The following is a 21,742-nucleotide window of genomic DNA, read 5'->3' as shown; positions in this document are numbered from 1 at the left end:
GGCCAGGGAGACCGTCGATGGGACAGCTCCAGCGCGACGAAGCACCGTACGTCTCGACCGGCCAACTGCCCTCACCGGAGCAGGTGCGGCGCTCGCTCGAGGAGGCGCACGAGCGCTTCCGGGCGGTGACGTCGGGCCGGTGCTCGGGGGTCTACCCGGCCCTGGCCCGGGTGCCGGCCAACCTGTTCGGGATCTGCGCCGCCGGCACCCGGGGCGGGCTCCACGCGGTCGGCGACGCCGACTACGGGTTCACCATCATGAGCGTGGCCAAGCCGTTCGTCTTCGCGCTGGTCTGCGCGACGCTCGGCCCGGAGGAGATGCGCCGGCGGCTGGGTGTCAACGCCACCGGCCTGCCCTTCAACTCGCTCGCCGCGGTGGAGCGTGGCCCGGGCGGGCGCACCAATCCGCTGGTGAACCCGGGGGCGATCGGCACCGCCAGCCTCGCACCCGGCGACACCGTCGAGGCCAGGTGGAGCTTCCTGCACGACGGCCTGTCGCGGTTCGCCGGCCGGGATCTGGCGCTCGACGACGACGTATTCGCCTCGGCCTCGGCGACCAATCACCGCAACCGCGCCCTGGCCGACCTGTTGCAGACCTTCGGGATGCTCGGCTGCGACCCGATGGACGCGGTCGAGCTGTACACCCGCCAGAGCTGCCTGCGGGTCAGCGTGAGCGACCTCGCGACGATGGGCGCCACCCTGGCCAACGGCGGAGTCAACCCGCGCACGAACGAACGCGTGGTGGAGGCCTCCGTCTGCCATTTCGCCCTGGCGGTGATGGCCACCGCCGGCCTGTACGAGACCTCCGGCGACTGGCTGTACGACGTCGGGGTTCCCGGCAAGAGCGGCATCGGCGGCGGCATCGTCGTGGTCTCCCCGGGCAAGGGGGCCCTGGCGACCTTCGCCCCGCCGCTCGACGGCTTCGGCAACAGCGTCAGGGGTCAGCTCGCCGCCCGGTTCCTGTCCTACCGCCTGGGGCTGACCCTGTTCGCCTCCGAGCCGGCGGGCTAGGCCTTCTGCCGGCGGTGGAACCGCAGGATCCGGGCGATGCCCGGCTGGTCCGGGTCGTCGGTGATCTCCCGGCCGTCGAGCCAGCAGCCGATCAGGTGCGCGAGCTCGCCCGGGTGGCTGAAGTTCATCGCGTGCGCCGCGCCCTCGATCGCCGCGACCGTCAGCTGCGGCGGACCCAGGCGGCCGACCTCCCGCACCCGCCGCGGCGGCGGCATGAGCGGGTCGCAGGTGCCGATCACGGCGAGCGTCGGCACGGGCGTGCGCAGCATGCGCTCGAGCGAGGGGAACCGCACGAGCTCACCGAACAGGTGCAGGGCGTTCATCGCTCCGAAGTGGAGATAGTCGGGCAGCACGACGCGGACCATGCGCGGGCTCTCGCGCCACGCATCGCGCGCGAGCTGCAGCAGGGCCCGGGGGAGCGGCTGGTTGTGCACCCCGCCCGCGGGCGAGGCGAGCACGATGCCGGCCACCCGCCCGGGTGCGCCGTGCGCGGCCTCGAGGCACACCGGCCCGCCCATCGAGTTGCCGACCAGCACCGCCCGCTCGATGCCGAGCGCGTCGAGAAGCTCCAGGAGCGCCCGCGCCAGCGACGGGATGCCCAGGACGTGACCCCAGCCGGCGCTGCGACCGTAGCCGGGCAGGTCGGGTACGAACGTCGTCGCGCGATGCGCGAGGGCCCGCGCGGTCGGCAGCAGGTAGCGGCCGGAGACCGCGAAGCCGTGCACGTGCACGAGCGGGGTCGAGCCGGCCACCTCCGGACCCTTTCGGACGAAGACCGGACGCCCACGGACCTCGACCCGCAGCTCCTGCCAACCCGCCTCGGCCATGCCGCCAGTGTCACAGACGACGGCGGGCGTCCATCCCATCCGCGACGGATGAGCGGGGCCGCGCGGCGGGCGGTGGATCGGTCATCCGTCGCGGATGATCCCCCGCATCGGCGGGGGGTGTGATCGTGTGCTCAACGGTAGCGGCGCAGGCCGAAGGGTGATCGACATGGATGTGGTCTTCATACTCGAGGCGCTCGTCGTGCTGGGCGCGATCGTGATGGGCACCCGGGTAAGCGGCATCGGCGTCGGCCTGTGGGGCGGGGTGGGGACCGCCATCCTGGTCTTCGTCTTCGGCGAGGCGCCCGGCGATCCGCCGGCCACCGCGGTGGCGATCATCCTGGCCGTCGTGACCGCGGCGGCCATGATGCAGGCCGCCGGCGGCATCGACTGGATGGTCATGGTCGCCGCCCGCATCATCGAGCGTCACCCGAAGCAGATCACGCTGATCGCGCCGCTGACCGCGTTCGCGTTCACCATCGGAGCGGGTACCAGCAACATCCTCTACCCGCTGATGCCGGTGATCTACGACGTGTCCTATCGCAACGGGATCCGGCCGTCGCGGCCGATGTCGGTCGCGGTCGTCCAGTCGGGCGTCGCGCTCGCCGCCTCGCCGGTCTCGGCCGCGATGGCGGCCATGCTGACCCTGACGGAGGTCTCGCCGTACAACTTCAGCCTCGCCGAGATCCTCGCCGTGACGATCCCGGCGTGCCTGATCGGCATCGTGGTCACGTCCCTGGTGGCCAACCGGCTGGGCGCGGACCTCGACAAGGATCCCGAGGTGCAGCGCAAGATCCAGGAGGGCCTGCTGGCACCGCCGCAGCCGGCGCTCGCCACCGCGGGGCGGCCCCGGGTGTCGGTGTCCGGTTCGGCCGGTGACTCGGGCGGCGACCTGCCCGACGACACCACCCCGGTCCCGGTCTCGGCCGGGCTGACGGCGACCAAGCGGGGCCGCAACTCCGCGCTGGCGTTCCTGACCGGCGTGGTGCTGATCGTCATCCTGGGTCTCTTCTCCGAGCTGCGGCCCACCTGGGAGGTCGACGGCGAGTCGGTGACGCTCGACATGACCAGCACCATCGTGATGGTGATGTTCGCCGTCGGCGTCGCGATCCTCTTCCTCGGCCGCCCCGACGTGAAGGAGGTCCCGAGCATGTCGGTGTTCAAGGCCGGCATGGTGGCGGCGATCGCGCTGTTCGGCATCGCCTGGATGACGGCGACCTTCATCAACGCGCACGAGGCGGCCATCGTCGACACGGTCGGCGGCTGGGTGAACGACTACCGCTTCCTGTTCGCCGTCGCGGTCTTCATCGTCGCGGCGCTCACCACCAGCCAGTCGGTCGCGACGCGGACGATGGTCCCGATCGGCCTGGCCGTCGGCCTTCCGCCGGCCGTGCTCACGGGCATGTGGGCCGGCGGTCTGGCCGGCGTCTACGCGCTGCCCACCGGCGGCCCGCAGATCGCGGGCGCGAACTTCGACCTCTCGGGGACCACGAAGCTGGGAACGAAGCTGGTCGACCACACGTACTTCGTGCCGAACCTGGTTCTCTCGATCACCACGGTGGCCGCCGGTGGCCTGATCGGTGCGATCTTCTTCTGAGCCGCGGGCTCGGCCCGGCCACGACGTACCAGGGAAGACATCATGAGAATTCTGGTAACCGGCTTCGATCCGTTCGAGCACGAGCCGATCAACCCGTCCTGGGAGGCGGTGCGGCGCCTGCCGGACCAGGTCGCGGACGCCGAGATCGTCAAGGTGCAGATTCCCACGTCGTTCGCCCGCTCGCCGGAGTTCGTCCGGGACGCGATCGTGGAGCACGACCCGGACGTCATCGTCAGCGTCGGTCAGGCGGGCGGGCGGTTCGGGGTCAATCCGGAGCGGGTGGCCATCAACCTCGACGACGGGCGCATCGCGGACAACGACGGATACCAGCCGATCGACACCCCGATCCGCGCGGACGGGCCGCCGGCCTACTTCAGCACGCTGCCGGTCAAGGCGATGGTCACGGCCATCCGCGGGGCGGGGATCGCGGCCGCCGTCTCGAACACCGCCGGCACGTACGTCTGCAACCACATCATGTACCAGATCCTGTACATGATCGATCGCGAGTTCCCGGGCAAGCGGGGCGGGTTCATCCACGTGCCGTACATCGCGCAGCAGGTGGCCGACAAGCCGAACCTGCCCTCGCTCAGCCTGGACGACCTGGCGACCGCGCTGACCGCCGCGATGGCCGCGATCGTGGAATACCGCGACAAGCCCGATGAACACAGCGTCGGCGGTGCCACCCACTAGACACCCTGTCTTCGCCACCATCCCGCCCCCGGGGATCGCCAACTCTGGGAGTATGGGCGATATACACCATGGGTCCGGTAAGCCCCGGCCCGGAGGGTGGCGATGGATACCGCGACGGTGCTGGCACAGCGCTGGCTTCCCGGCATCGACACGATGCTGGGGCAGGTCCGTACGCTGTTCGTCGGCGTCCTGCTGGCCTGGCCCGTGTTCGGCCTGTGGGGCCTGTCCGACACCAGCGGCGACGCTGCCGTGGCGGGCGCGGTGGCGGCCGTGCTGTTCCCGGTCTGGATCTTCATCGGGTACCGGCGGCAGCGTTTCCCGGCGTGGAGCTGGATCGTCGAGGGCGCCTGCGTCTGCCTGATCGCCGAGGCCTGCGACTTCGGCGCGACCATCGGTCTGATCTTCGCCTGGGTCTGCTTCCGGTCGCTGTACGGCGAGGTGCGGGAGAAGTATCTCGCCGCGACCGTCCTGTGCGCGCTTGCGGTGGTCGCCATCGTGGTCTACTCCGCGGAGCCGCGGGATGCCGTTCCGCTGCTGTTCACCGCCCTGCTCCTGGTCGGCGCCAACCACGTGCTGGCGCGGGGCTGCATCGCGCGGGACCGCGTCGCGTACCGCAGGCGCACGATGGCGTCGGTCGGCAGCGGCCTGGTCGCCGCGACGACCCGGGCGGAGGCGATGGAGGTGACGATGCGGGCCGCGCTCCAGATGGATCGCGCGGTCACCGCCGCCCTAATCTTCAAGATCGCCGGGCCCGCCCTGCGGGTGGCCGCGGTGACCGACGAGGCGGGCGTCGACACGCTCGGCTGGGTCACCGAGTACGACCGGCTTCCCGAGGTGATCCGGGCCGAGCTGCGCCCGGAGGGGTACGCGATCATCGAGGGACCGGCCGCCGCAGAGACGACGGAGGTGCTCCGGCTGCCCCGGCGCGACGTCGTGGCGGTCGCCCCGCTGACCGCCAACGGACACGCCTTCGGCATGCTGGTGCTGACGTTCGACCGCCCGCCGGCGGGCGACCTGTCGGACGCCATGGTCACCCTGGCGGACAGCGCGGCGCTCACCCTCGATCAACTGCTGAGCCGGACCCGCCTCGGCATCGTGGTCGAGTACTCGCCCGACACCCTCATCCTCGCGGCCGAGGCCGGCTCCATCCGCTTCGTCAACCCGGCGGCCGCCACGCTGCTCGGCTGTCAGAGCGGCGACCTGCTCGGCCGCAACCTCTGGTCGCTGGTCAACGAGGAGGATCTGACCAAATTGATCGACTCCGGCTCGGCGGAGGCGCCACCGACGGCCGTGCCGTGCCGGCTGCGCGCCAGCGCCGACGCGGGCTGGGCCGAGGTCGAGGCGCTCGTGAAGCGGGTGACCGAGCACGACGGCTCACGGAGCATCGTCTTCACCGCGCGGGACGTCTCCGATCGCCACCAGCTCGAGCTGGAACTGCGGCACGCGCAGAAGCTCGAATCCGTCGGGCGGCTCGCCGCCGGCATCGCCCACGAGATCAACACTCCGATCCAGTTCGTCGGGGACAATGTGCGCTTCATGGAGTCCGCGTTCGCCGATCTGGACCGGCTGCTGACCGCGTACCGGGAGCTGGTCGCGGCGGGGCCGGATCCCGCCGGGTTCGAGGCGGCGCGGCAGAAGGTCGACGAGGTGGCATCCGAGATCGACATGGACTTCCTGATGGAGGACATACCGACCGCGATCTCGCAGACCCTCGAGGGCGTCGTCCGGGTGGCGAACATCGTGCGCGCGATGAAGGCGTTCGGCCACCCCGGCACCGAGGAGAAGAGCCCCTCGGACCTGAACGAGGCGATCCGGAACACCCTCGTCGTGGCGGCCAACGAGATCAAGTACGTCGCCGACGTCGAGGCGGACTACGGCGACCTGCCGCTCGTCTACTGCCACCTGGGCGACATCAACCAGGTGGTGCTGAACCTGGTCGTCAACGCGGCCCACGCGATCGGATCGGCGGACCGCGGCCGCGGCACGATCCGGGTGCGCACCCGCCTCGACGACGACGGCTACGTCACCATCGAGGTCGCCGACACCGGCACCGGGGTGCCCCCGGAGATCGCCGACCGGCTCTTCGAGCCGTTCTTCACCACCAAGGAGGTGGGCTCGGGGACAGGCCAGGGGCTTCCCCTGGTACGCAGCCTGGTGACCGACCGCCACGGCGGGACGATCGACTTCACCAGCACGGAGGGCCAGGGCACGGTCTTCACCGTACGGCTGCCCGTGGGCGGGGCCGGCGATCCCCAGCACGGCGACATGGCGGAGGCGGCGGTGTGACCGATCGGCCGCGCGTACTCTTCGTCGACGACGAGCCCCGGATCCTCGCAGGCCTGCGGCGCATGCTCCGCGGCCATCGCGACCGCTGGGACATGTGCTTCGCCGAGGGCGGCGAGGAGGCGCTCGCGGCCATGCGGGAGAGCCCGTGCGACGTGGTCGTCTCCGACTACCGGATGCCCGGCATGAACGGCGCGCAACTGCTCGAACGGGTCCGCGACGAGTATCCGCAGACGGCCCGCGTGATCCTGTCGGGCCAGACGAACGAGGACCACCTGGTGAGCGTCATGGCGCTGGCACACGAGTTCCTCACCAAGCCGAGCACGTCGGAGCAGCTCGTCGCCTCGATCGAGCGGCTCATCGGCGGTCACGAGCGGGCCCGCATCCAGTCGCTGCCCAGCCCGCCCGGCACGCTCGTCGACCTGATCGACGCCCTGCAGCGCGACGAGGTGTCGGCGCAGACCGTCGGCAACATCATCGAGGGCGATCCCGCGCTCACCGCAAAGGTCCTGCAACTGGTGAACTCGTCGGCGTACGCGGTCGGCCGCCGGGTCAGCAACGTCGGCCAGGCGGTGGCGCTGCTGGGCCTGCACACGATCCGCAGCCTGGTGATGATGCACGACCTGATCCGCACGTTCGACGTCGCCGGTGAGCTTCCGGTGGAATGGATCGAGGGGCTGATCCTGCACTCGGTGGAGACGTCCCGGCTGTGCCGGATGCTCGCCGCCGGCAAGGACTGGGAGAGTACCGCCGCCACTGCGGGCCTGCTGCACGAGGTGGGACAGCTGGTGATCGCGTCGACGCGGCCGGCGGACTTCGCCAAAACGCTCGAACTGTGGCACAAGCCGGCCGAGCCGGGTGCGGAGGCGACCTCGCTGTGCGCCGCCGAGGCCGTGATCCTCGATGTGTGTCACATCGACGCGGGCGCCGATCTGCTGCGATTCTGGGGCCTGCCGTCCTCTGTGGTCGACGCGGTGGTCGGCCATGCGGCGCCGGTCACGCCGGGCGCGGCCGTCGACCCCGTCACCGCCGTCGCGCTGGCGCATCTGGTGGTGGAGGCGGAGATCGGAGCGGTGTGCGGCCCGGCCGGCGCCCCGGCGTTCGACGAGGACCGGCTCGGCGGGGCCGCGGGCGAGGCGGTCAGTCGATGGCGGCGGGAGCGGTCCCGTCAGCAGCGCTGACGCCGGCATCGTCGAGGATCACCATCAGCGGTTCGGCGACACCGGCCTCCAGCGCGGCGAAGTTCTCCAGCCGGGCGATGAGGGCGACGGTGACCTCGTTGCCGGCGTCGGCGAGCAGCTGGCCGGTCCGGCAGCGGGCGGCGGCGGCCAGGACCATGCCGGGCTTGAGGTCGGCCAGGCTGACGTCGCGGACGGCCGCGGCCGCCGCCGACGCGGCGGTCTGCGCAAACGCCTCCAGCAGCGCCGGATCGTAGTAGCCGGCCTGCGAACGGATCGTCGCGAACGCGGCGGTCGGCGACAGCCCCTGCAGGAGCAACGCGTCGTGGTCGAGCACCAGTCGCAGCAGCCGGCCGCCGAGGGGGATCCGCTCGCCCGCGAGGCCGTCGCTCGGGGGTCCGGAGCCGTCGAATCCCTTGCGTGAGTAGTGGATCGCCTCGGCGACCGGGGCCAGCCGCGGAATTTCGGAGATCAGTTGCTCGGCCACCGCGGGCATCTGATCCACCATGGCCTGCTCCGCCGGGCTCAGCCTGGCCCCGGAATCGAGCTTGGCGGCCACGCTCGGTGGCAGGGACACGACGCCCAGCTGCGACATCTCGACGGCCAGCTCGAGCGCCCAGCGGTCCTCCACCTCCACCCGGGCGAGGATCGCGGCGGCCACCCGGCGCATCCGGCTGGCCCGGCCGAACGCGGACGGGCTGGCCAGGGAGAGCACGTCGGTCAGCGCCTTGACGCTGCCGCGCAGGGTGCGCTCCAGCAGCTCGCTCTCCGCCACCACCGTCCGGTGCTGCGCCACGCACTCGCGCAGCACGGTGATCATGGCGTCGGTCTCGATCGGCTTGAGGAGCATGCGGAACACGCGCCCCTTGTTCACCGTCGCGGCGGCGTCGGTGAGGCTGGTGTGGCCGGTGAGCAGCACCCGGGTGCTGGTCGGCGCGACCTTGGCGGCGGCGGCCAGGAACTCGGCGCCGTTGATGCCGGGCATGAGGTAGTCGGACACGATCACCTCGAACGGCTGCTCCGGCTTGAGGGCGAACAGCCCGTTCGCGGCACCCACCGCGGTCTCCACGGTGAACTCGCGACGCAGCTGCCGCCGGAGCCCCTCGAGCAGGTTCGGCTCGTCATCGACCAGCAGGATTCGGGGTCGATCGACGGCGCCGGTCATGCAGATCCCCCCGGGGTGCGGATCACCCGAATATATCCGTTAACGGGCGTCCCATCAGGCCGTTTGGCGCCAACCCGGGGCCGCGCTCAGGCGGGCCTGCCGTCGATGGGCAGGCGCAGGGTGAACACCGTGCCCTCACCCGGCGTCGAGCTCATCTCGATCGACCCGCCGTGCTTCTTCATCACGGCGCAGGCGAGCGGGAGACCCTGCCCGGTGCCCTTGCCGACGCCCTTGGTCGTGAAGAACGGTTCGAAGATCGACGGCTGGACGTCGTGGGGGATGCCCGTGCCGTTGTCGGTGAAGGTGATCACCACGCTGGGGCCGTCGAGCGCGGAGCTGATCCGGATCTCGCCCCGCCCGCCCTTCTCCGTCACGGCGTCGGCGGCGTTCACCAGCAGATTGAGGAACACCTGGTTCAGGTCGCTGAGATGGCACAGCACGTCGGGCAGCTCGCCCAGCTCCAGCACCACGTCGGCGACGTACTTGACCTCGTTGCGGGCGACCGTGAGGGTGGTGCGGACGGCCTCGTTCAGGTCGGCGCGCGCCGGCGCCGCGGAGCCCTTGTAGCTGAACGTCTTCATCGCGCGCACCAGCGTGGCGACCCGCTCGACGCCCTCCAGGCTCTGCTCGACCGCGGCGGGGATCTCGTCGGTCAGGTAGTCGACGTCCGCCTTGATCTCGGCCGCCTGCGCCCGGCGAATCCGCTCGGCCCACTGCACGTCACCCAGCTCGGTGGCGATGCACTCGCGGTAGGTCCGCAACAGGCCGAGCAGGTCCTGGCAGGCGTCCGCCAGGAACCGGGTGTTGTCCCCGACGAACTGGATCGGGGTGTTGATCTCGTGGGCCAGCCCCGCGGAGAGCCGGCCGAGGGACTCGAGCTTCTGGGCGTGGCGGAGCTCAAGCTCGGCGCGCCGCGCGTCGGTCATGTCCCGGAAGGTGATCACCGAGCCGGGCTTTCCGTCGCCCGCGTCCAGCGGCGCGATCGAGCAGGTGACCTCGAAGGTTGAGCCGTCCTTGCGGTTGAACGCGTCGGCGACCGCCTGCGCGGACTCGCCGGCCGTCCGAAGTTGCATGAGCACGCACTCGCTCTCCGGCCGGTGGGTACCGTTGGCGCGGATGGCGTGCATCACCGAGTGGGCCCGCTTGCCGAGCAGCTCCGCCTCCTGCCAGCCGAGCATCTCCGACGCGGCCCGGTTCATCGAGGTCAGCCGCCCCTCGCCGTCGACCGTGTACAGGCCGTCGGCCATGTCGTTCATGATCGCGGAGCGGATCGCCTGTGCCCGTTCCCGTTCGGCGACGTCGATCAGCATGAGCCCGACGCCCATCAGCGCCTCGTCGACGTACACGGGGTGGCAGCTGACGACCCACGAGCGCGGCCCGGAGTCACCTGGCGCGGTCACCACGGTGCCGACGACCACCTCCGCCGTGGCCTGCGCCCGGTGGAAGTTCGCCTCGATCTGCGCCCAGATCTCGGGGAAGACCTCGCCGGCGGTCCTGCCGAGCTGCTGCGACCGCGGGACGGCGCCCATCGCGGCGAGGGTGTCGTTGGTGCGGACGAGCCGAGACCCGGGATCCATGAAGGCGAGGCCACAGGGTACGGCGGCCTCGAGCGCCTCGAGCAGCGTGCCGGTCTGCGTGAGGCGACACCGCACCTCGGCGAGGTCGTCGCGCAGGGCCTCGGTCTCCTCGATGTCGGTTCCCGTCGCGATCCACCGCAGGGCGGTTCCGTCGTCGCGGACGGGTGCGAAGCTGACGCGGTGCCGGCGAAACGATCCGTCCGCGCGGCCGACGCGGCAGTCGACCTCGTACGGCTCCGGATGCAGGTCCGCGATCGCCGATCGCAGCTCCACCGCCGCGACGTCGTCGGGGTGCACGATCGAGACCCACGGCGCGCCGGGGGTGGGCCGCGCCGCGCGCGAGTTGGCGTACAGGATCGTCCCCGAGGCGGAGATCACCCAGATGCTGTGCGGCACCGCGTCGGCGAGCGAGCACGGGTCGAACAGGGCCGGTGCGGCGTCGTGAGCGGGGAGCATGTCGGGTGTTCGATATCCGGGCAAGGGTTGCCTCTCCTGCGCGACCTAGCCGCTGTCCGGCCTCTCGGGGGCTCTTCGGTCGCAACGTCCACGAGCTGAGACGGCAGGCGGGTGCCAGACGGTGGCATCCGCACTCCCGGATGCCACGTGGTGGATCGCGGGCGAAATATGCCGGTTTCAGCCTAAACGTGCCTGAGGAAGCGTCGCTCGAGTCGCCCGGAGGCCGGATCCCGCTCCACCTTCCCGGTGCCGACCCAGCCCGACCTCTCGTAGACGCGGATGGCCCGCTCGTTGTCGTCGATGACCCACAGCTCGAGCCGCTCGGCACCGATCGCCCGCGCGTGGTCCGCCACCTCGCGCAGCAGCCGGCTGCCCACGCCGCCGCCCCAGGCGCCGGGGTCGACGCCCAGATAGAAGAGCTCCAGATTCCGTTCGCGGGGCGCGACGACGGCGAAACCCACCGGGCCGCCGTCGCGGCGGGCGAGGAACAGCCTCGCTCCGTCGAGGCCGAGGCGCCGCTCGATGCCGGGGACCGTCTCCTCGACGGTGGCCGGCTCCGGATCGCCGTCGCGACGGGCCTTCGCGCGGGCCCAGATCGCCGCGCACTGCCGCACCGCGTCCGCCCCGGAGGCCTCCGTCACCCGCACCACATCGCCCGCGCTGTCCACCCGGGCATTCTCGCAATGCCGCCGGCACCGATTGACCCTCGACCCGGTCGAGGGCCCAGGATTTTGTCGTACCTTCACGGGACGGACCGGCCAAGGTGGCCGGTCCGCCGGACTGCCGGGGCGCGGGCCTACTGGGCTATCTTCGCCATCTCGCGGATGGCGACGGCCGCGCGGACGAAGGCGTTGTCGGCGAGGTCGCCGATGGTCTCGATGCCGAACGCCAGGCGCAGGCCCTCGGCCTCCTCCTCGGAGATGCCGGAAAGGGCCGACACCGGTGCGTCGACGAGGTCGAGCAGTTGGCTCGACCGGAACTCCGGGTCGAGAATCGCGTCGAGGTTCACGGAGACTGCCATCGGTGTGTCCTCCCTCGTGCGTCGGGCTCGACCGGACGCGGTCGAGCCGCAAACCGATATTGCCACACCGGCCCGGCACTCACCCGCCCCGAACGATCGCGCCCGGACGGTAGCGGCCGGCGGGTACGGTCCCGTCCATGACGGATCGGATCTTGATAACCGGCGCCACGGGGCACCTCGGCTCGCGGATCGCCGAGCGCGCCGCCGCCGGATGGTCGGTGGCCGGCACGTACTTCAGCAGCGCCGGCCATCACGGCCACGAGCGGCTCGACGTCCGGGACCCGGCCGCGGTCCGGGACCTGATCGAGCGGGTCCGGCCGGCCGCGGTGATCCACACCGCCACCGGCCGCGAGGACTGGCGCGTCATGGCCGACGGCGCCGCGCACGTGGCCGTCGCCGCGGCGGCGCTGAACGTCCGGCTGGTCCACGTGTCCAGCGATGCGATCTTCTCCGGCGACGCGGTCGAGTACGACGAGTCCGCGCTGCCCGACCCGGTGTACCGGTACGGGGCGGCGAAGGCCGCCGCCGAGACCGCGGTCCGGGCGGTCTGCCCGGCCGCGGCCGTGGTGCGCACCTCGCTGATCCTCGGCGACGGGCGGGGGCAGCACGAGAAGCTCACCCATGACCTCATCCGCGGCGACCGGCAGGGCGCGCTGTACACCGACATGGTCCGCAAGCCGGTGCACGTCGAGGACCTGGCCGACGCCCTGATCGAACTGGCGGCGGGCGACTACCGGGGCGTTCTCAACGTCGCCGGGCCGGACGCGATCGACCACCACGCCCTGGGCGTCCTGATCGCACGCCGCGCGGGGCTCGACCCCTCCCGGATACCCGCCGGGAGGATCGCGGACTCGGGCCTGCGGCTCCCCGCCGACGTGCGGCTGCGCACCGACAGGGCCGTGTCGCTGCTGCACACCCGCCTTCGAGGAGTGCGGGAGTTCCTGGCCGGCTGACGCCTCACGCCCAGTCGTGGCGGGCGGCGTGCCAGCCCAGCTGCATCCGGCTCTGCACGCCGGCGATGTCCATCAGGTGGCGCAGGTGACGCTGCAGCGTACGCAGGGAGAGGCCCAGCTGGGAGGCGACCGCCTGATCGGTGAGCCCGGCCAGCAGCAACGCCAGGATCTTGCGGTCCAGCGCGGTGGGCCCGTCCGCCTGCGCGTCCTGCGAGTCCAGCGCGGCCCCACCGTCGAGCGCGGCGACGTCGAGCGGGTGCGCGTGGCGCCACACGATCTCGAACAGCGCGTCCATCGCGGTGAGCAGGCCGGCACGGTGCAGCAGCACCGCGCCCGGCTCATCGCCGGGCGTGACCGTCAGGGGCACCAGGGCGAGCTCGGCGTCGGCCAGGATCAGCTTGATCGGCAGCGACTCGGTCACCCGCACCTCGACGCCGTCGCGCAGCGACTCGATGGTCTCGGCGACCACGCCGGGCTGGGCGAGCGCCGGCCGGTCGATCACCACCCGGTACCGCACGCCCTGCGCCACCATCTGCGACTCCACCGGGTTGGCGCCCGGCGGCACGGCGACGAAGGGCATCGTGACGAAGCTGCGCACCTGGGTGCGGGCGGCGTGTTGCACCTGGGCGAAGCGGTGCCGGATCGCCTCGACGCCCGTGACCACCTCGATCAGCTCGCTGATGCTGCGGCCCGCCATCGCCTTGCGGTGCTCCTCGGCGAGGGTGACGAGGGCAAGCTCGGCGCTGCGCAGCTCCGCCCGCCGCTCGCTGATCATGGCGCCGAGGGCGACCGCGGGCGGCGCCGCGGCGAACGCACCGTCCGGAGTGGACTTCACCAGGCCGCACGCCATCAGGTGCGCCAGCGCCTCCTCGACCTCGGCCGCCGGCACCTGCAGCAGGTCACCGAGCTCGGCCGGGTCGGCCTGGGCGCGCCCGGCGAGCACGCCGTAGACCGCCTCGTGTTCGGGGCTGACACCCAGCGCACCCAGCATCGGCGGCCGTCTCCTCTCCACCCGTCGCTGAGGAGAGAGTACGCGCCACCCCATGGCGTTCTGCGGGGCCGGAAAGGGGAAGGGCCCCGGGGCGTCGCCGCCCCAGGGCCCAGTGAACGGAATCACCGGAGGCCGTACGCCCGGATGATCTCCTGCTTGATGCCGAAGCCGGCATCGGTCTTGCCCGTAGCCCGCAGCGACACGTACCCGCCCGGCTGCCTCGGCAGCCGGAGCGCACCGCTCCACCAGTCGGCGCCCTTACGCAGGGTCACCGGCTGCCAGGTGGCACCGTCGTCGTACGACACCTCGAGCGTCGTCGAGGTGACCTTGCCGGTGCTGGGGCCGCCGCCGGCCTGGGGGATCGGCTTGACGCGGATCTCCTCGGTGTGGCCCGCCTTCGCGTCACCGTGCAGGTCGGTGTCCAGGCGGTACTCCATCTGCAGCAACGCGAACGGTTCGAAGAATTCCGCATCGTTGGTGCTGGAGACGAAGTCCCACTCGGTGTGCGTGCGAGTCGACAGCCGCCACTCTTCGGCCGGGCGGGAGCCGTCCAGCACCAGGTGATAGGGCAGGGTGCCGGCGGGAACCGGCTTCCACTGAATCGACGAGGACAACTTGTTCTCGTACAGCAGCTTCTCGCCCTGGTACAGCTTCATGTTGGTCGGCACCGAACCCCATTCGAGGTTGCCGCCGTGCTCCAGGTGGTCCCCGGACGGGCTCCACGCCTGCACGTTGAGGGTCATGAAGTCGCCCCAGCGGCTGTTCTGCACCGCGAACGTCCGGCTGAACGCCGGCCGGATCGCCGGCGCGAACCAGTCCAGCCGGGTGGTGCTGCCCTTGGCGTACGTGTTGCGGTTGGACGAGTCCGTCCAGGTGCCCTGGAAGTGGCCCTCGTGCCAGACCTGATCCGGGCTGACCCACTCGGTGCGCGTGCCGGGGTACGACTCCGGAGTGATGAGGCCGAGCGACGGGGTGAAGGTCATGTCGTAACGGTTGCCGCCGCCCACCGTCTCCTTGGTGGGGTTGTAGTACCTCGCGTCGATCCGGGCGAGTTCCCGGATGGTCGGGTGATAGGTGAGTGCCCGGTCCGGAACCTTGCCCGGGTAGTTGCGGGTCAGGTCGTAGAGGTAGCTCGGGTACGGAACCTGGTTGCTGATCAGGTGTCTGGTGCCGGTCTTGGCCAGGGCGATCAGTCGCGCGCCGGCGTCGCGGTGCACACTGGCGACCGGGATCGGCGAGGCGCCGACCGACTCGTTGAGCACGCCGGCACCGTCGTTGACGACCAGCAGCAGTTCGGCCCCGGCGGTCGCGGCGGTGGCGGCACGGTCCGCGGCGCCGACCGCGGCGCTGCGGGTCACCACCACGGCCTTGCCCTTGGCGTTGACCGCGGCGTAGTCGGCGGGCGTACCGGTGCCCGCGTAGACCATCGGCATGGTGTCCCAGCCGGCGGTGAGGGTGCTGCCCGGCTGGACCGCGACCTCCGTGTGCGGCAGCCCGAAGACGTCCACGCTCAGCGGCGGCTCGATCTTGCGCCAGCGGGTGGCCATCGTGAACGAGCTCTGCCTGACCTGCTCGGTCGGCAGGACGTAGACATCGTCGTAATTGACCGGCACCAGGATCGCTTCCCGGAAGCTGTCGCCGTTGGCGTATCCGACGGTGTAGTCGACCTTGCGTTCCCGATCGCCGGTCCGTTGTGGCGCGACCGTGTCCAGCACGCGCGCCTTGCGGGCGTCCAGGACCACCTCGGCACTCGAGTCGAGCACGGTCTCCGGATCCGTCAGTACGACCAGGCCGAGCGAGTCGGCCCGCTCACCCGCGACGGTCAACGACGACCCCACCGAGTAGGTGCCCGGCTTCATCCGCACCGTGAGCTCACCCGTCACGGTGTAGTACCACGGGTATTCGTCGCCGGCCTTCTTGATGACCACCGGTGCGGTGGCGGGCTTGCCGTCCCGGCCGATGATCTTGATCTTCAGGTCGTACTGCTCGTCCTCCTTGAGCAAGCCGAGCGAGGTACGCGTGACTGCGGCACCCGTGGCGGCGTCGGTGCCGACGAGGAAGCCGGAGTACTGGCCGGTGCCGGGCCGGGTCGGATCGCCGGTGACCGGGACGCTCGCCTGCCCGCCCGCGGGCACCGTCACCGAGGAGGCGCCCGACGAGAACGGGCCCGTGCCGGACGTCGCGAGGTTCAGGGTCACCTCCTGAACGCCCGAGTTGGTGAACGTCACCTGCTTGGTCACCGGCGCGTCGGTGGGCTCGTGCGGCCACGCGAAGTTGCCGAAGAACACCGAACCGGTCGCCCGGACGTTCCCGCGAACGGCGGCCGCGACGTCGACGCGGCCCGTGCCGACCTCATACGGCGTGTACCCGGCGGCCAGGCCCTTCGCGCTGCTCATCAGCGCTTCCTTGAGCTGCGCGCCGGACCAGTCGGGGTGTCGCTGCGCCAGGATCGCCGCCGCACCCGACACGTGCGGCGTCGCCATCGAGGTGCCGCTGATCGACCGGTACAGGCCGGTGCCGGAGGTCATCTGCTGCGAGCGGGCGGCGGTGATGGCGACGCCCGGTGCGGTGATGTCCGGCTTGAGCGCGCCACTGTTCACCAGCGGACCGGTGCTGGAGAAGGCCGCCAGAGTGTCCTTCTTGTCGACCGCGCCGACGGTGAGGGCGCTGGCCGCCGCACCGGGCGAGCCGATGCTCTGCGGCCCGTAGTTGCCGGACGCGATGACGAACAGCGTGCCGTACTGCGCGGACAGCGTGTCCACCGCGACCGCCAGCGGGTCGGTCCCGTCGGACGGCGTCGAGTCGCCCAGGCTCATGCTGACCACGTCCGCGCCGGATGTGGCCGCCCACTGCATGCCGTCGAGCACCCAGGAATCCTGGCCGTAGCCCCCGTTGCTGAGGACCTTGCCGACGATGAGGTCCGCGCCCGGCGCGACACCCTTGTACGAGCCGCCGGAGCCCGCGCCGGTGCCCACGATCGTCGAGGCGACGTGGGTGCCGTGCCCGTTGACGTCGGAGGTGTCCTCCTCCGGTACGAAGCTGACCTTGTTGTCGATCTGGCCGGCGAGGTCCGGGTGGGTGGCGTCCACGCCGGTGTCCAGCACCGCGACCTTGACCCCGTGGCCGTCGTAACCGGCGGCCCACGCCTCGGGAGCGCCGATCTGCGGCACGCTCTCCTTGAGGTCGGCCGTGACCCGTCCGTCCAGCCAGAGCTTCGCCACCCCGCCGCCGAGCGCCGGGGCGACCGCGGGGGCGGCCGGCGCGATGGTGGTCCAGAACGAGCGGGTCTGCTTCTTGTCCACCGTCAGCGCCGCGGCGCCGACCTGCCGCAGATCGCGGACCAGCCGCGCACCGATCGGCGTGGCGGGCGCGGAGCGCCCCTTGCCCGGCGGGTAGGTGCTGATCACCGGCAGGCTCGCGGTCTTCGCGTCGTCGTAGCCCATCTCGATGAGATCGGAGATATTGAACAGCCGGCGGTCCAGCTTGTTGCCGCTCAGCAGTGGAAGGGCCTCGTCGGGCAGGACGAACAGGTCGCCGCCGGTCTTCTGGAGGCGGATGGCCCCGACGGCGTTGTCGGGCCGGGCCACGTCGACCGTCTCCGAGCCGTCGACGGAGGTGTTCACCGTGACCACGTCTCCGGTGATCAGCGTGATGGTGTGCCGGGACTCGGCCGCGGCCGTGGGTGGCGCGCTGGGGCCTTGGGCGTTCGCGGGTGTCTGGATCGCGGTGATCGCACCGGCGATCAGACCGGCCGCTGCCGCCGCGGCGATCAATCGTCGCCGCGCCGGACCAGGTGCGGGTGGCTGCGTGGGGGATGGCATGTGAGAAGTTCTATCGTTTTGCCGGACGCCGGTGAATACCTATCGATGGCGGAGTCGCGCCAGGGCGCAATGCCGCCATCGACGGGCACCGGTCGACGGGGTTTCGACGTTCGCGGAGGTCGCTCGACAGTCCTCTGTGAAGACTACGAAGTCGGGGGCGTCGCGGGCTGCTGGCCGCCGGCGTCGGTCAGCAGGGACAAGAGGGCGCGGGCGTACCGCTCGGCGGCCGAGGCGGTCGCGGCGGCCACCCTCCGGCGCTCGCCCGGCACGGCCGCATGGTGCCCGGAGAGTTCACGGCGCAGCGCTTGCAGCTCGGACAGGTGGCAGTCCAGAAGGTTCAGGATCTCGCCGTGCATCACGACACCTCACTCGACGATGCGAAGACTCCTGGCGGCCCGGTGGCGGGAGTTGCTGGCGCAAAACCGCTGGACCGGCCGCCTCCGCCGATCCTGCACGACGGGGCCGGCCCAGCGCGTGCAGCTACTTCTTCTTGTCCTTCTTCTTGTCCTTCTTGGCCTTCTTCGCCTTCTTCGCCATGACCGTGCCTCCTTCTTGTCGTCCGGGCGCCGACATGGAGGGACCAGGCGCCGCGCCCGAAACAGGAAACCCTGTGTTCAACGCGAAGTGACCGCAGGTTCCACGATCAGCAACGTTGTAGACACGTTAGCCAGTGAGATCCACAGTTGCCAAGGGGCATCGCCCGCCTTGTTGTGGACGGCTCCCCGCCGTGATGCCGGCGGCGAACGGCGTTGCGGTGTCACGGAAACGCGAATCGCCGCCGGCGGAGACGGCCGATCGCCGCACGCGTCGACTCGGCGTTCCGCAGCGCCTGTCGCCGGATCGACTCCACCCGTTCGGCGTGGAGCTCCGGCGATCCGCGGAGCTCCCGCAGCACCTGCTCCTCGAAGCCCGACTCCCGGTGGTAGCCGGCCCGGTCGCCGCCGTCCTGCCTGGAACGCTCGGGAGTGGCGGTGCGGGTCCTGTCGAGGTGATCCGAGAGCCGGTCGGCACGGCTCCCGGAGCTCGTGCCGCCCTCGGAGCGGCCGTCCGGGTCGGCGGCCGGGCAGGGTGACCGGCGGCTAGGCTCCTCGGAATGTTCGTTTTCGGCCATTCCGATCAGCCGCCGGCCCCGTACCGGTGGCGCCGGGGCCGGTGGCTCGCGGCCGCCGTCCTGGCGTCGGCGGCGGCCGCGATCGGGGTGACCTGGTACGCCGGCAGCGACGCGGGCGCCGGCTATTCCTGTGCCGTCGTCGTGGGTCCGGACAAGCGCGAGAAGGCGGCAGCAGAGGAGCTCTGCCATCGCAAGGCGCGCGACCGGATGCGGCGATCCGACATCACCGACCCGGGGCCCATCGGCCACGACGGCACCGCCCGGCTGATGCAGGAGGCGCTCACGCGGGCGCTGCTCTGCCCGCCGCCCGGACCCGTGAGCTGCGACGACCGCGGCGCGTACCGCCCGGCCACCGACGCCGACGTGGTGACCGCCGGGAAGGCCTTCACCGCGGCGGGCCTCCCCGGCGGCGTCGTCCGCCTCGCCCGCGGCGATGACCCCGCACCCGAGGGCGCCCTGGTCTACGCGATGCTCCTGGGCGACGGCTGCGTGGTCGGCTACCTCGACCTGGGCTCGGGCGAGCGCTGGTACGAGGTGGCCGGGCTGCTGCCCAACGGCCGCTGCCTGTCGTCCTGAACGGGTACGACGCGACCAGGACGGATGTGGGCCAGGGCCCGGACCGAAGTTGGGTGGTCATGGCCGACCCCGAGGGCAACGAGTTCGACGTCGTGCGCACCCTGGCACCGCAGAGCTAGGCCGGGAGCGGGCCGGCTCAGTCCAGAGCCGGCGCCGCTGCGGAGGTGAGGCTGTGGAGCAGCGCGAGATCCGCTCGATCGACGTCCCGGGGTTCGTAGCCGCTGTGGAACAGCAGCTGCTGGCCGACCGAGATGCAGCCGACCCGGCGGCCGCCGATCAACCCGCTGGTGAAGCAGTCGCGGGGCCACCGGAAGCTGCCGCCGTCGAGGCCGGCCTGGTGTCCGTCGCCGGCCGGGTCGAAGACCAGCGGGTGCAGGTCCACCCGCCCGCGCCCGCCGGCGACGACCTCCACCCGGACCGGGCGCCAGTCGGTCTCGATGACGTAGCCGAGCCGGCCGAGCGCCTCGAGCGCGGCCGGTTCCCGCTCGGCGGCGATGGCCAGGTCCAGGTCCCGGTGCGCCCGGGTCTGCCGCCCGGCCAGCGCGTCGACGCCCCAGCCGCCGCTGATCCAGGCCGGGCAACCCGCCTGGGTCAGCGCGTCCAGCACCACGTGCACCTCGTCGGCCGTCGTGCCGGGGGAGTCGATCGGTCGCATCCGGGCATCATCTCAGCCGATCAGGCTGAGGGCGCGCTCGGCGAGGCCGGCCGGTGCGGTCCTCGGCGACCCGGCGTCGAACGGTGGCCGCGGGTCGTATTCCATCGCCAGTTGCACGGTCTGCGCCGTCGCGACGTCGGTCAGGCGGGCCAGGACGATCAGTGCCATGTCGATGCCGGCCGAGACCCCGGCGGCCGTGATGATTCTGTCGTCGACGACGACGCGTTCGCTCACGGGTTGCGCGCCGAATCCGGTGAGGTGTTCGAGCCAGCCCCAGTGGCTCGTCGCCCTCCTGCCCTTCAGCAGTCCGGCGGCGCCGAGCAGAAACGATCCGCTGCACACCGACGTCGTCCACCGGGTGCGCTCGTGGGCGGCGGTGATCCAGTCGAGCAGGGCCGGATCGTGCAGCGCCTCGGCGGTGCCCGGACCGCCCGGGACGATGATCACATCCGGGTACGGCAGGTCGGCATAGGACTTCGTGGCCGTGAGGGAGAGGCTGCCGCGGTCGTCGAGTATCTCGCCGGGGCGGGCGGCCACGAAGGTGACGGTGAAGCCCGGCGCGAACGCCAGGACCGTGTACGGCCCGACGGCGTCGAGCGCGGTGAAACGCGGATACAGCGGGATGGCGACGTGCATGGTCACATCTCCTCGGCGGGGGATCGTGGGGTGCTCCGGAACCTGCGGCGGTAGTCGCCGGGTGAGATCCGCCAGTGCCGGCGGAAGATTCGGTAGAGGGTCTCCGATCCGCCGAGCCCGGACTCCCGGGCGACCCGGTCCAGCGGGTCCGCGGTCACCTCCAGCTGCCGCCGGGCCGCGTCCGCCCGGCTGCGTTCGACGTAGCGGCCCGGGGAGATGCCGGTCTGTGCGGTGAAGAGCCGGGAGAAGTGGCGCTCGCTCATCGCGGTGCGCCGCGCCAGGGCGGGCACGCTCAGGTCCGCCGCGGGGTGGTCGTCGATGAACGCCTGTAGCTCGCGGAATCGTTCGTCGCGCGGGACGGCGGCCTGCATCGGCGTGCTGAACTGGCTCTGCCCGCCGGGGCGCTGCAGATAGACGACGAGCCCCCGGGCCACCTGCCGGGCGAGTTCGTGTCCGTGGTCCTCGGCGACGAGGGCGAGCGCCAGGTCGATCCCCGCGGTGACCCCGGCCGAGGTCCACACGTTGGCGTCCTTGACGTAGATGGCGTCCGCATCCACCTCCACCAGCGGATAGCGGGAGGCCAGCCGTTCGGCCGCGAGCCAGTGGGTGGTCGCGCGGCGGCCGTCGAGCAGCCCGGCGGCGGCGAGCACGAAGGCGCCGCTGCACACCGAGGCGACCCGGCGGCAGCGCGGAGCCAGTCCGGCGATGCCCTCGACCAGTTCCCGGTCGGCGGGGCCTGCCGACAACGACAGGCCGCCGACGATCAGCAGCGTGTCGATCGGCCCCGCGATCTCGGCGAGGGTCGCCTGGGCGAGCGCGACGATCCCGTTCTGTGCGGGAACCTGGCCGGCCCGCACGGCGGCGACCTCGAGCCGATAGCCGTCCGCGCGGGTCAGCAGGTTTGCGGTCGCGAACACGTCGGCCGGTCCGGCCAGGTCGAGCAGCTGAAAGCCATCGAAGATCACGATAACGGTACGGCGTTCCATGACGTCGATGGTCGCGGCCGGCCAAGTGTGGCGTCAACGACACGAATATTGCAATCTAGGCCAGGCCGGGCCCGGCGCGGCGTCGGCGGCGAACCCGCCCCCGGCCTCTTCCGTTACGCCGCAACGCGAATGGGCGTCTCGCCGGCGGCGTGCGTCGTGGTGGAGGACAGCCGGCCCGGCGTCCGGGCGGCACGTGCCGCGGGCAGGCGCTG

The 21,742-nt window shown here is 71.7% G+C and carries 19 protein-coding genes and 1 pseudogene; 8 read left to right on the top strand and 12 right to left on the bottom strand.

Features of this window, described 5'->3' with window-relative positions; genetic code table 11:
- The first annotated feature begins 17 nt into the window (after nucleotides 1-17).
- Nucleotides 18-1,010, top strand: a complete 993-nt coding sequence (glsA, locus tag AB0F10_RS16265) for a glutaminase A (protein WP_360624631.1) — start codon at nucleotides 18-20, stop codon at nucleotides 1,008-1,010.
- Here glsA and AB0F10_RS16260 read toward each other — a convergent pair.
- The gene (locus tag AB0F10_RS16260) at nucleotides 1,007-1,837 is read right to left on the bottom strand and encodes an alpha/beta fold hydrolase (RefSeq protein ID WP_360624628.1); all 831 of its coding nucleotides are present in this window, start codon (nucleotides 1,835-1,837) and stop codon (nucleotides 1,007-1,009) included. The genes glsA and AB0F10_RS16260 overlap by 4 nt on opposite strands.
- Before the next feature lie 166 nt (nucleotides 1,838-2,003).
- On the opposite strand from AB0F10_RS16260, the gene AB0F10_RS16255 reads away from it, so the two are divergent.
- The 4 genes from AB0F10_RS16255 to AB0F10_RS16240 all read left to right on the top strand — a co-directional run bounded on the left by AB0F10_RS16255 (nucleotide 2,004) and on the right by AB0F10_RS16240 (nucleotide 7,585).
- Nucleotides 2,004-3,431 (top strand): anaerobic C4-dicarboxylate transporter family protein, encoded by a 1,428-nt coding sequence (locus AB0F10_RS16255; protein WP_360624625.1) that lies wholly within the window; start codon nucleotides 2,004-2,006, stop codon nucleotides 3,429-3,431.
- 42 nt (nucleotides 3,432-3,473) lie between these two features.
- Complete coding sequence (gene pcp / locus AB0F10_RS16250) at nucleotides 3,474-4,121, top strand: pyroglutamyl-peptidase I (RefSeq protein WP_360624622.1); 648 nt, start codon at nucleotides 3,474-3,476, stop codon at nucleotides 4,119-4,121.
- A 102-nt stretch (nucleotides 4,122-4,223) separates the two neighbouring features.
- Entirely contained in the window at nucleotides 4,224-6,407 is a 2,184-nt protein-coding gene (locus tag AB0F10_RS16245) for an ATP-binding protein (RefSeq protein WP_360624619.1), read from the top strand.
- Nucleotides 6,404-7,585 carry an HDOD domain-containing protein gene (locus AB0F10_RS16240; protein ID WP_360624616.1) on the top strand — a complete coding sequence of 394 codons (1,182 nt, stop codon included), beginning with the start codon at nucleotides 6,404-6,406 and terminating at the stop codon, nucleotides 7,583-7,585. The genes AB0F10_RS16245 and AB0F10_RS16240 overlap by 4 nt, the downstream gene beginning before the upstream one ends.
- Here AB0F10_RS16240 and AB0F10_RS16235 read toward each other — a convergent pair.
- The 4 genes from AB0F10_RS16235 to AB0F10_RS16220 all read right to left on the bottom strand — a co-directional run bounded on the left by AB0F10_RS16235 (nucleotide 7,545) and on the right by AB0F10_RS16220 (nucleotide 11,801).
- Nucleotides 7,545-8,747 (bottom strand): HD domain-containing phosphohydrolase, encoded by a 1,203-nt coding sequence (locus AB0F10_RS16235; protein WP_360624613.1) that lies wholly within the window; start codon nucleotides 8,745-8,747, stop codon nucleotides 7,545-7,547. The genes AB0F10_RS16240 and AB0F10_RS16235 overlap by 41 nt on opposite strands.
- A gap of 86 nt (nucleotides 8,748-8,833) precedes the next feature.
- Complete coding sequence (locus AB0F10_RS16230; RefSeq protein ID WP_360624610.1) at nucleotides 8,834-10,780, bottom strand: PAS domain-containing protein; 1,947 nt, start codon at nucleotides 10,778-10,780, stop codon at nucleotides 8,834-8,836.
- Between the two features lie 182 nt (nucleotides 10,781-10,962).
- Complete coding sequence (locus tag AB0F10_RS16225) at nucleotides 10,963-11,526, bottom strand: GNAT family N-acetyltransferase (protein ID WP_360624607.1); 564 nt, start codon at nucleotides 11,524-11,526, stop codon at nucleotides 10,963-10,965.
- Between the two features lie 50 nt (nucleotides 11,527-11,576).
- Nucleotides 11,577-11,801: a hypothetical protein gene (locus AB0F10_RS16220; RefSeq protein WP_360624604.1), complete on the bottom strand. Its 225-nt coding sequence runs from the start codon at nucleotides 11,799-11,801 to the stop codon at nucleotides 11,577-11,579.
- 137 nt (nucleotides 11,802-11,938) lie between these two features.
- On the opposite strand from AB0F10_RS16220, the gene AB0F10_RS16215 reads away from it, so the two are divergent.
- Nucleotides 11,939-12,754, top strand: a complete 816-nt coding sequence (locus AB0F10_RS16215; protein ID WP_360624601.1) for a sugar nucleotide-binding protein — start codon at nucleotides 11,939-11,941, stop codon at nucleotides 12,752-12,754.
- Nucleotides 12,755-12,758: 4 nt separating this feature from the next.
- On the opposite strand, the gene AB0F10_RS16210 is transcribed toward AB0F10_RS16215, so the two are convergent.
- From AB0F10_RS16210 to AB0F10_RS16195, 4 genes are all read right to left on the bottom strand, one after another.
- Nucleotides 12,759-13,745: a helix-turn-helix transcriptional regulator gene (locus AB0F10_RS16210; protein WP_360624598.1), complete on the bottom strand. Its 987-nt coding sequence runs from the start codon at nucleotides 13,743-13,745 to the stop codon at nucleotides 12,759-12,761.
- 122 nt (nucleotides 13,746-13,867) lie between these two features.
- Entirely contained in the window at nucleotides 13,868-17,566 is a 3,699-nt protein-coding gene (locus tag AB0F10_RS16205) for a S8 family serine peptidase (RefSeq protein ID WP_360624595.1), read from the bottom strand.
- 143 nt (nucleotides 17,567-17,709) lie between these two features.
- Nucleotides 17,710-17,922 carry a hypothetical protein gene (locus AB0F10_RS16200; RefSeq protein WP_360624592.1) on the bottom strand — a complete coding sequence of 71 codons (213 nt, stop codon included), beginning with the start codon at nucleotides 17,920-17,922 and terminating at the stop codon, nucleotides 17,710-17,712.
- Nucleotides 17,923-18,323: 401 nt separating this feature from the next.
- A complete protein-coding gene (locus AB0F10_RS16195) occupies nucleotides 18,324-18,677 on the bottom strand; it encodes a hypothetical protein (protein ID WP_360624589.1) in 354 nt (117 codons plus the stop codon).
- Here AB0F10_RS16195 and AB0F10_RS16190 point away from each other — a divergent pair.
- A complete protein-coding gene (locus tag AB0F10_RS16190) occupies nucleotides 18,660-19,253 on the top strand; it encodes a hypothetical protein (protein ID WP_360624586.1) in 594 nt (197 codons plus the stop codon). The two genes, AB0F10_RS16195 and AB0F10_RS16190, sit on opposite strands and share 18 nt — an antisense overlap.
- Before the next feature lie 136 nt (nucleotides 19,254-19,389).
- Here the strand turns inward: AB0F10_RS16190 and AB0F10_RS16185 are convergent, their stop codons facing one another.
- Genes AB0F10_RS16185 through AB0F10_RS16175 form a run of 3 tightly spaced genes read right to left on the bottom strand, consistent with a single transcriptional unit; the run spans nucleotide 19,390 to nucleotide 21,530 of the window.
- Nucleotides 19,390-19,908, bottom strand: coding sequence for a nucleotidyltransferase domain-containing protein (locus tag AB0F10_RS16185; protein WP_360624584.1), 519 nt, complete (start codon nucleotides 19,906-19,908; stop codon nucleotides 19,390-19,392).
- A gap of 12 nt (nucleotides 19,909-19,920) precedes the next feature.
- Entirely contained in the window at nucleotides 19,921-20,544 is a 624-nt protein-coding gene (locus tag AB0F10_RS16180) for a DJ-1/PfpI family protein (RefSeq protein ID WP_360624581.1), read from the bottom strand.
- A gap of 2 nt (nucleotides 20,545-20,546) precedes the next feature.
- Nucleotides 20,547-21,530, bottom strand: a complete 984-nt coding sequence (locus AB0F10_RS16175) for a GlxA family transcriptional regulator (protein WP_360624578.1) — start codon at nucleotides 21,528-21,530, stop codon at nucleotides 20,547-20,549.
- Nucleotides 21,531-21,617: 87 nt separating this feature from the next.
- Here AB0F10_RS16175 and AB0F10_RS16170 point away from each other — a divergent pair.
- Nucleotides 21,618-21,742: pseudogene (locus AB0F10_RS16170) on the top strand (HAD-IA family hydrolase); the annotation flags it as partial.

Source organism: Actinoplanes sp. NPDC026623, from assembly GCF_040638275.1.
Taxonomy (GTDB): Bacteria; Actinomycetota; Actinomycetes; order Mycobacteriales; family Micromonosporaceae; genus Actinoplanes.
Note: the sequence above shows the minus strand (reverse complement) of the source record. Positions and strands in the feature narration are given on the sequence as shown.

Excerpts from the sequence above, each read along its gene's own strand:
- AB0F10_RS16230 (WP_360624610.1), bottom strand. The coding sequence starts at position 10,780 with ATGCTCCCCGCTCACGACGCCGCACCGGCCCTGTTCGACCCGTGCTCG.
- pcp (WP_360624622.1), top strand. The coding sequence starts at position 3,474 with ATGAGAATTCTGGTAACCGGCTTCGATCCGTTCGAGCACGAGCCGATC.
- AB0F10_RS16210 (WP_360624598.1), bottom strand. The coding sequence starts at position 13,745 with ATGCTGGGTGCGCTGGGTGTCAGCCCCGAACACGAGGCGGTCTACGGC.
- AB0F10_RS16260 (WP_360624628.1), bottom strand. The coding sequence starts at position 1,837 with ATGGCCGAGGCGGGTTGGCAGGAGCTGCGGGTCGAGGTCCGTGGGCGT.
- AB0F10_RS16235 (WP_360624613.1), bottom strand. The coding sequence starts at position 8,747 with ATGACCGGCGCCGTCGATCGACCCCGAATCCTGCTGGTCGATGACGAG.
- AB0F10_RS16175 (WP_360624578.1), bottom strand. The coding sequence starts at position 21,530 with ATGGAACGCCGTACCGTTATCGTGATCTTCGATGGCTTTCAGCTGCTC.
- AB0F10_RS16220 (WP_360624604.1), bottom strand. The coding sequence starts at position 11,801 with ATGGCAGTCTCCGTGAACCTCGACGCGATTCTCGACCCGGAGTTCCGG.
- glsA (WP_360624631.1), top strand. The coding sequence starts at position 18 with ATGGGACAGCTCCAGCGCGACGAAGCACCGTACGTCTCGACCGGCCAA.
- AB0F10_RS16195 (WP_360624589.1), bottom strand. The coding sequence starts at position 18,677 with ATGGCCGAAAACGAACATTCCGAGGAGCCTAGCCGCCGGTCACCCTGC.
- AB0F10_RS16215 (WP_360624601.1), top strand. The coding sequence starts at position 11,939 with ATGACGGATCGGATCTTGATAACCGGCGCCACGGGGCACCTCGGCTCG.
- AB0F10_RS16185 (WP_360624584.1), bottom strand. The coding sequence starts at position 19,908 with ATGCGACCGATCGACTCCCCCGGCACGACGGCCGACGAGGTGCACGTG.
- AB0F10_RS16180 (WP_360624581.1), bottom strand. The coding sequence starts at position 20,544 with ATGCACGTCGCCATCCCGCTGTATCCGCGTTTCACCGCGCTCGACGCC.
- AB0F10_RS16200 (WP_360624592.1), bottom strand. The coding sequence starts at position 17,922 with ATGCACGGCGAGATCCTGAACCTTCTGGACTGCCACCTGTCCGAGCTG.
- AB0F10_RS16255 (WP_360624625.1), top strand. The coding sequence starts at position 2,004 with ATGGATGTGGTCTTCATACTCGAGGCGCTCGTCGTGCTGGGCGCGATC.
- AB0F10_RS16205 (WP_360624595.1), bottom strand. The coding sequence starts at position 17,566 with ATGCCATCCCCCACGCAGCCACCCGCACCTGGTCCGGCGCGGCGACGA.
- AB0F10_RS16245 (WP_360624619.1), top strand. The coding sequence starts at position 4,224 with ATGGATACCGCGACGGTGCTGGCACAGCGCTGGCTTCCCGGCATCGAC.
- AB0F10_RS16190 (WP_360624586.1), top strand. The coding sequence starts at position 18,660 with ATGTTCGTTTTCGGCCATTCCGATCAGCCGCCGGCCCCGTACCGGTGG.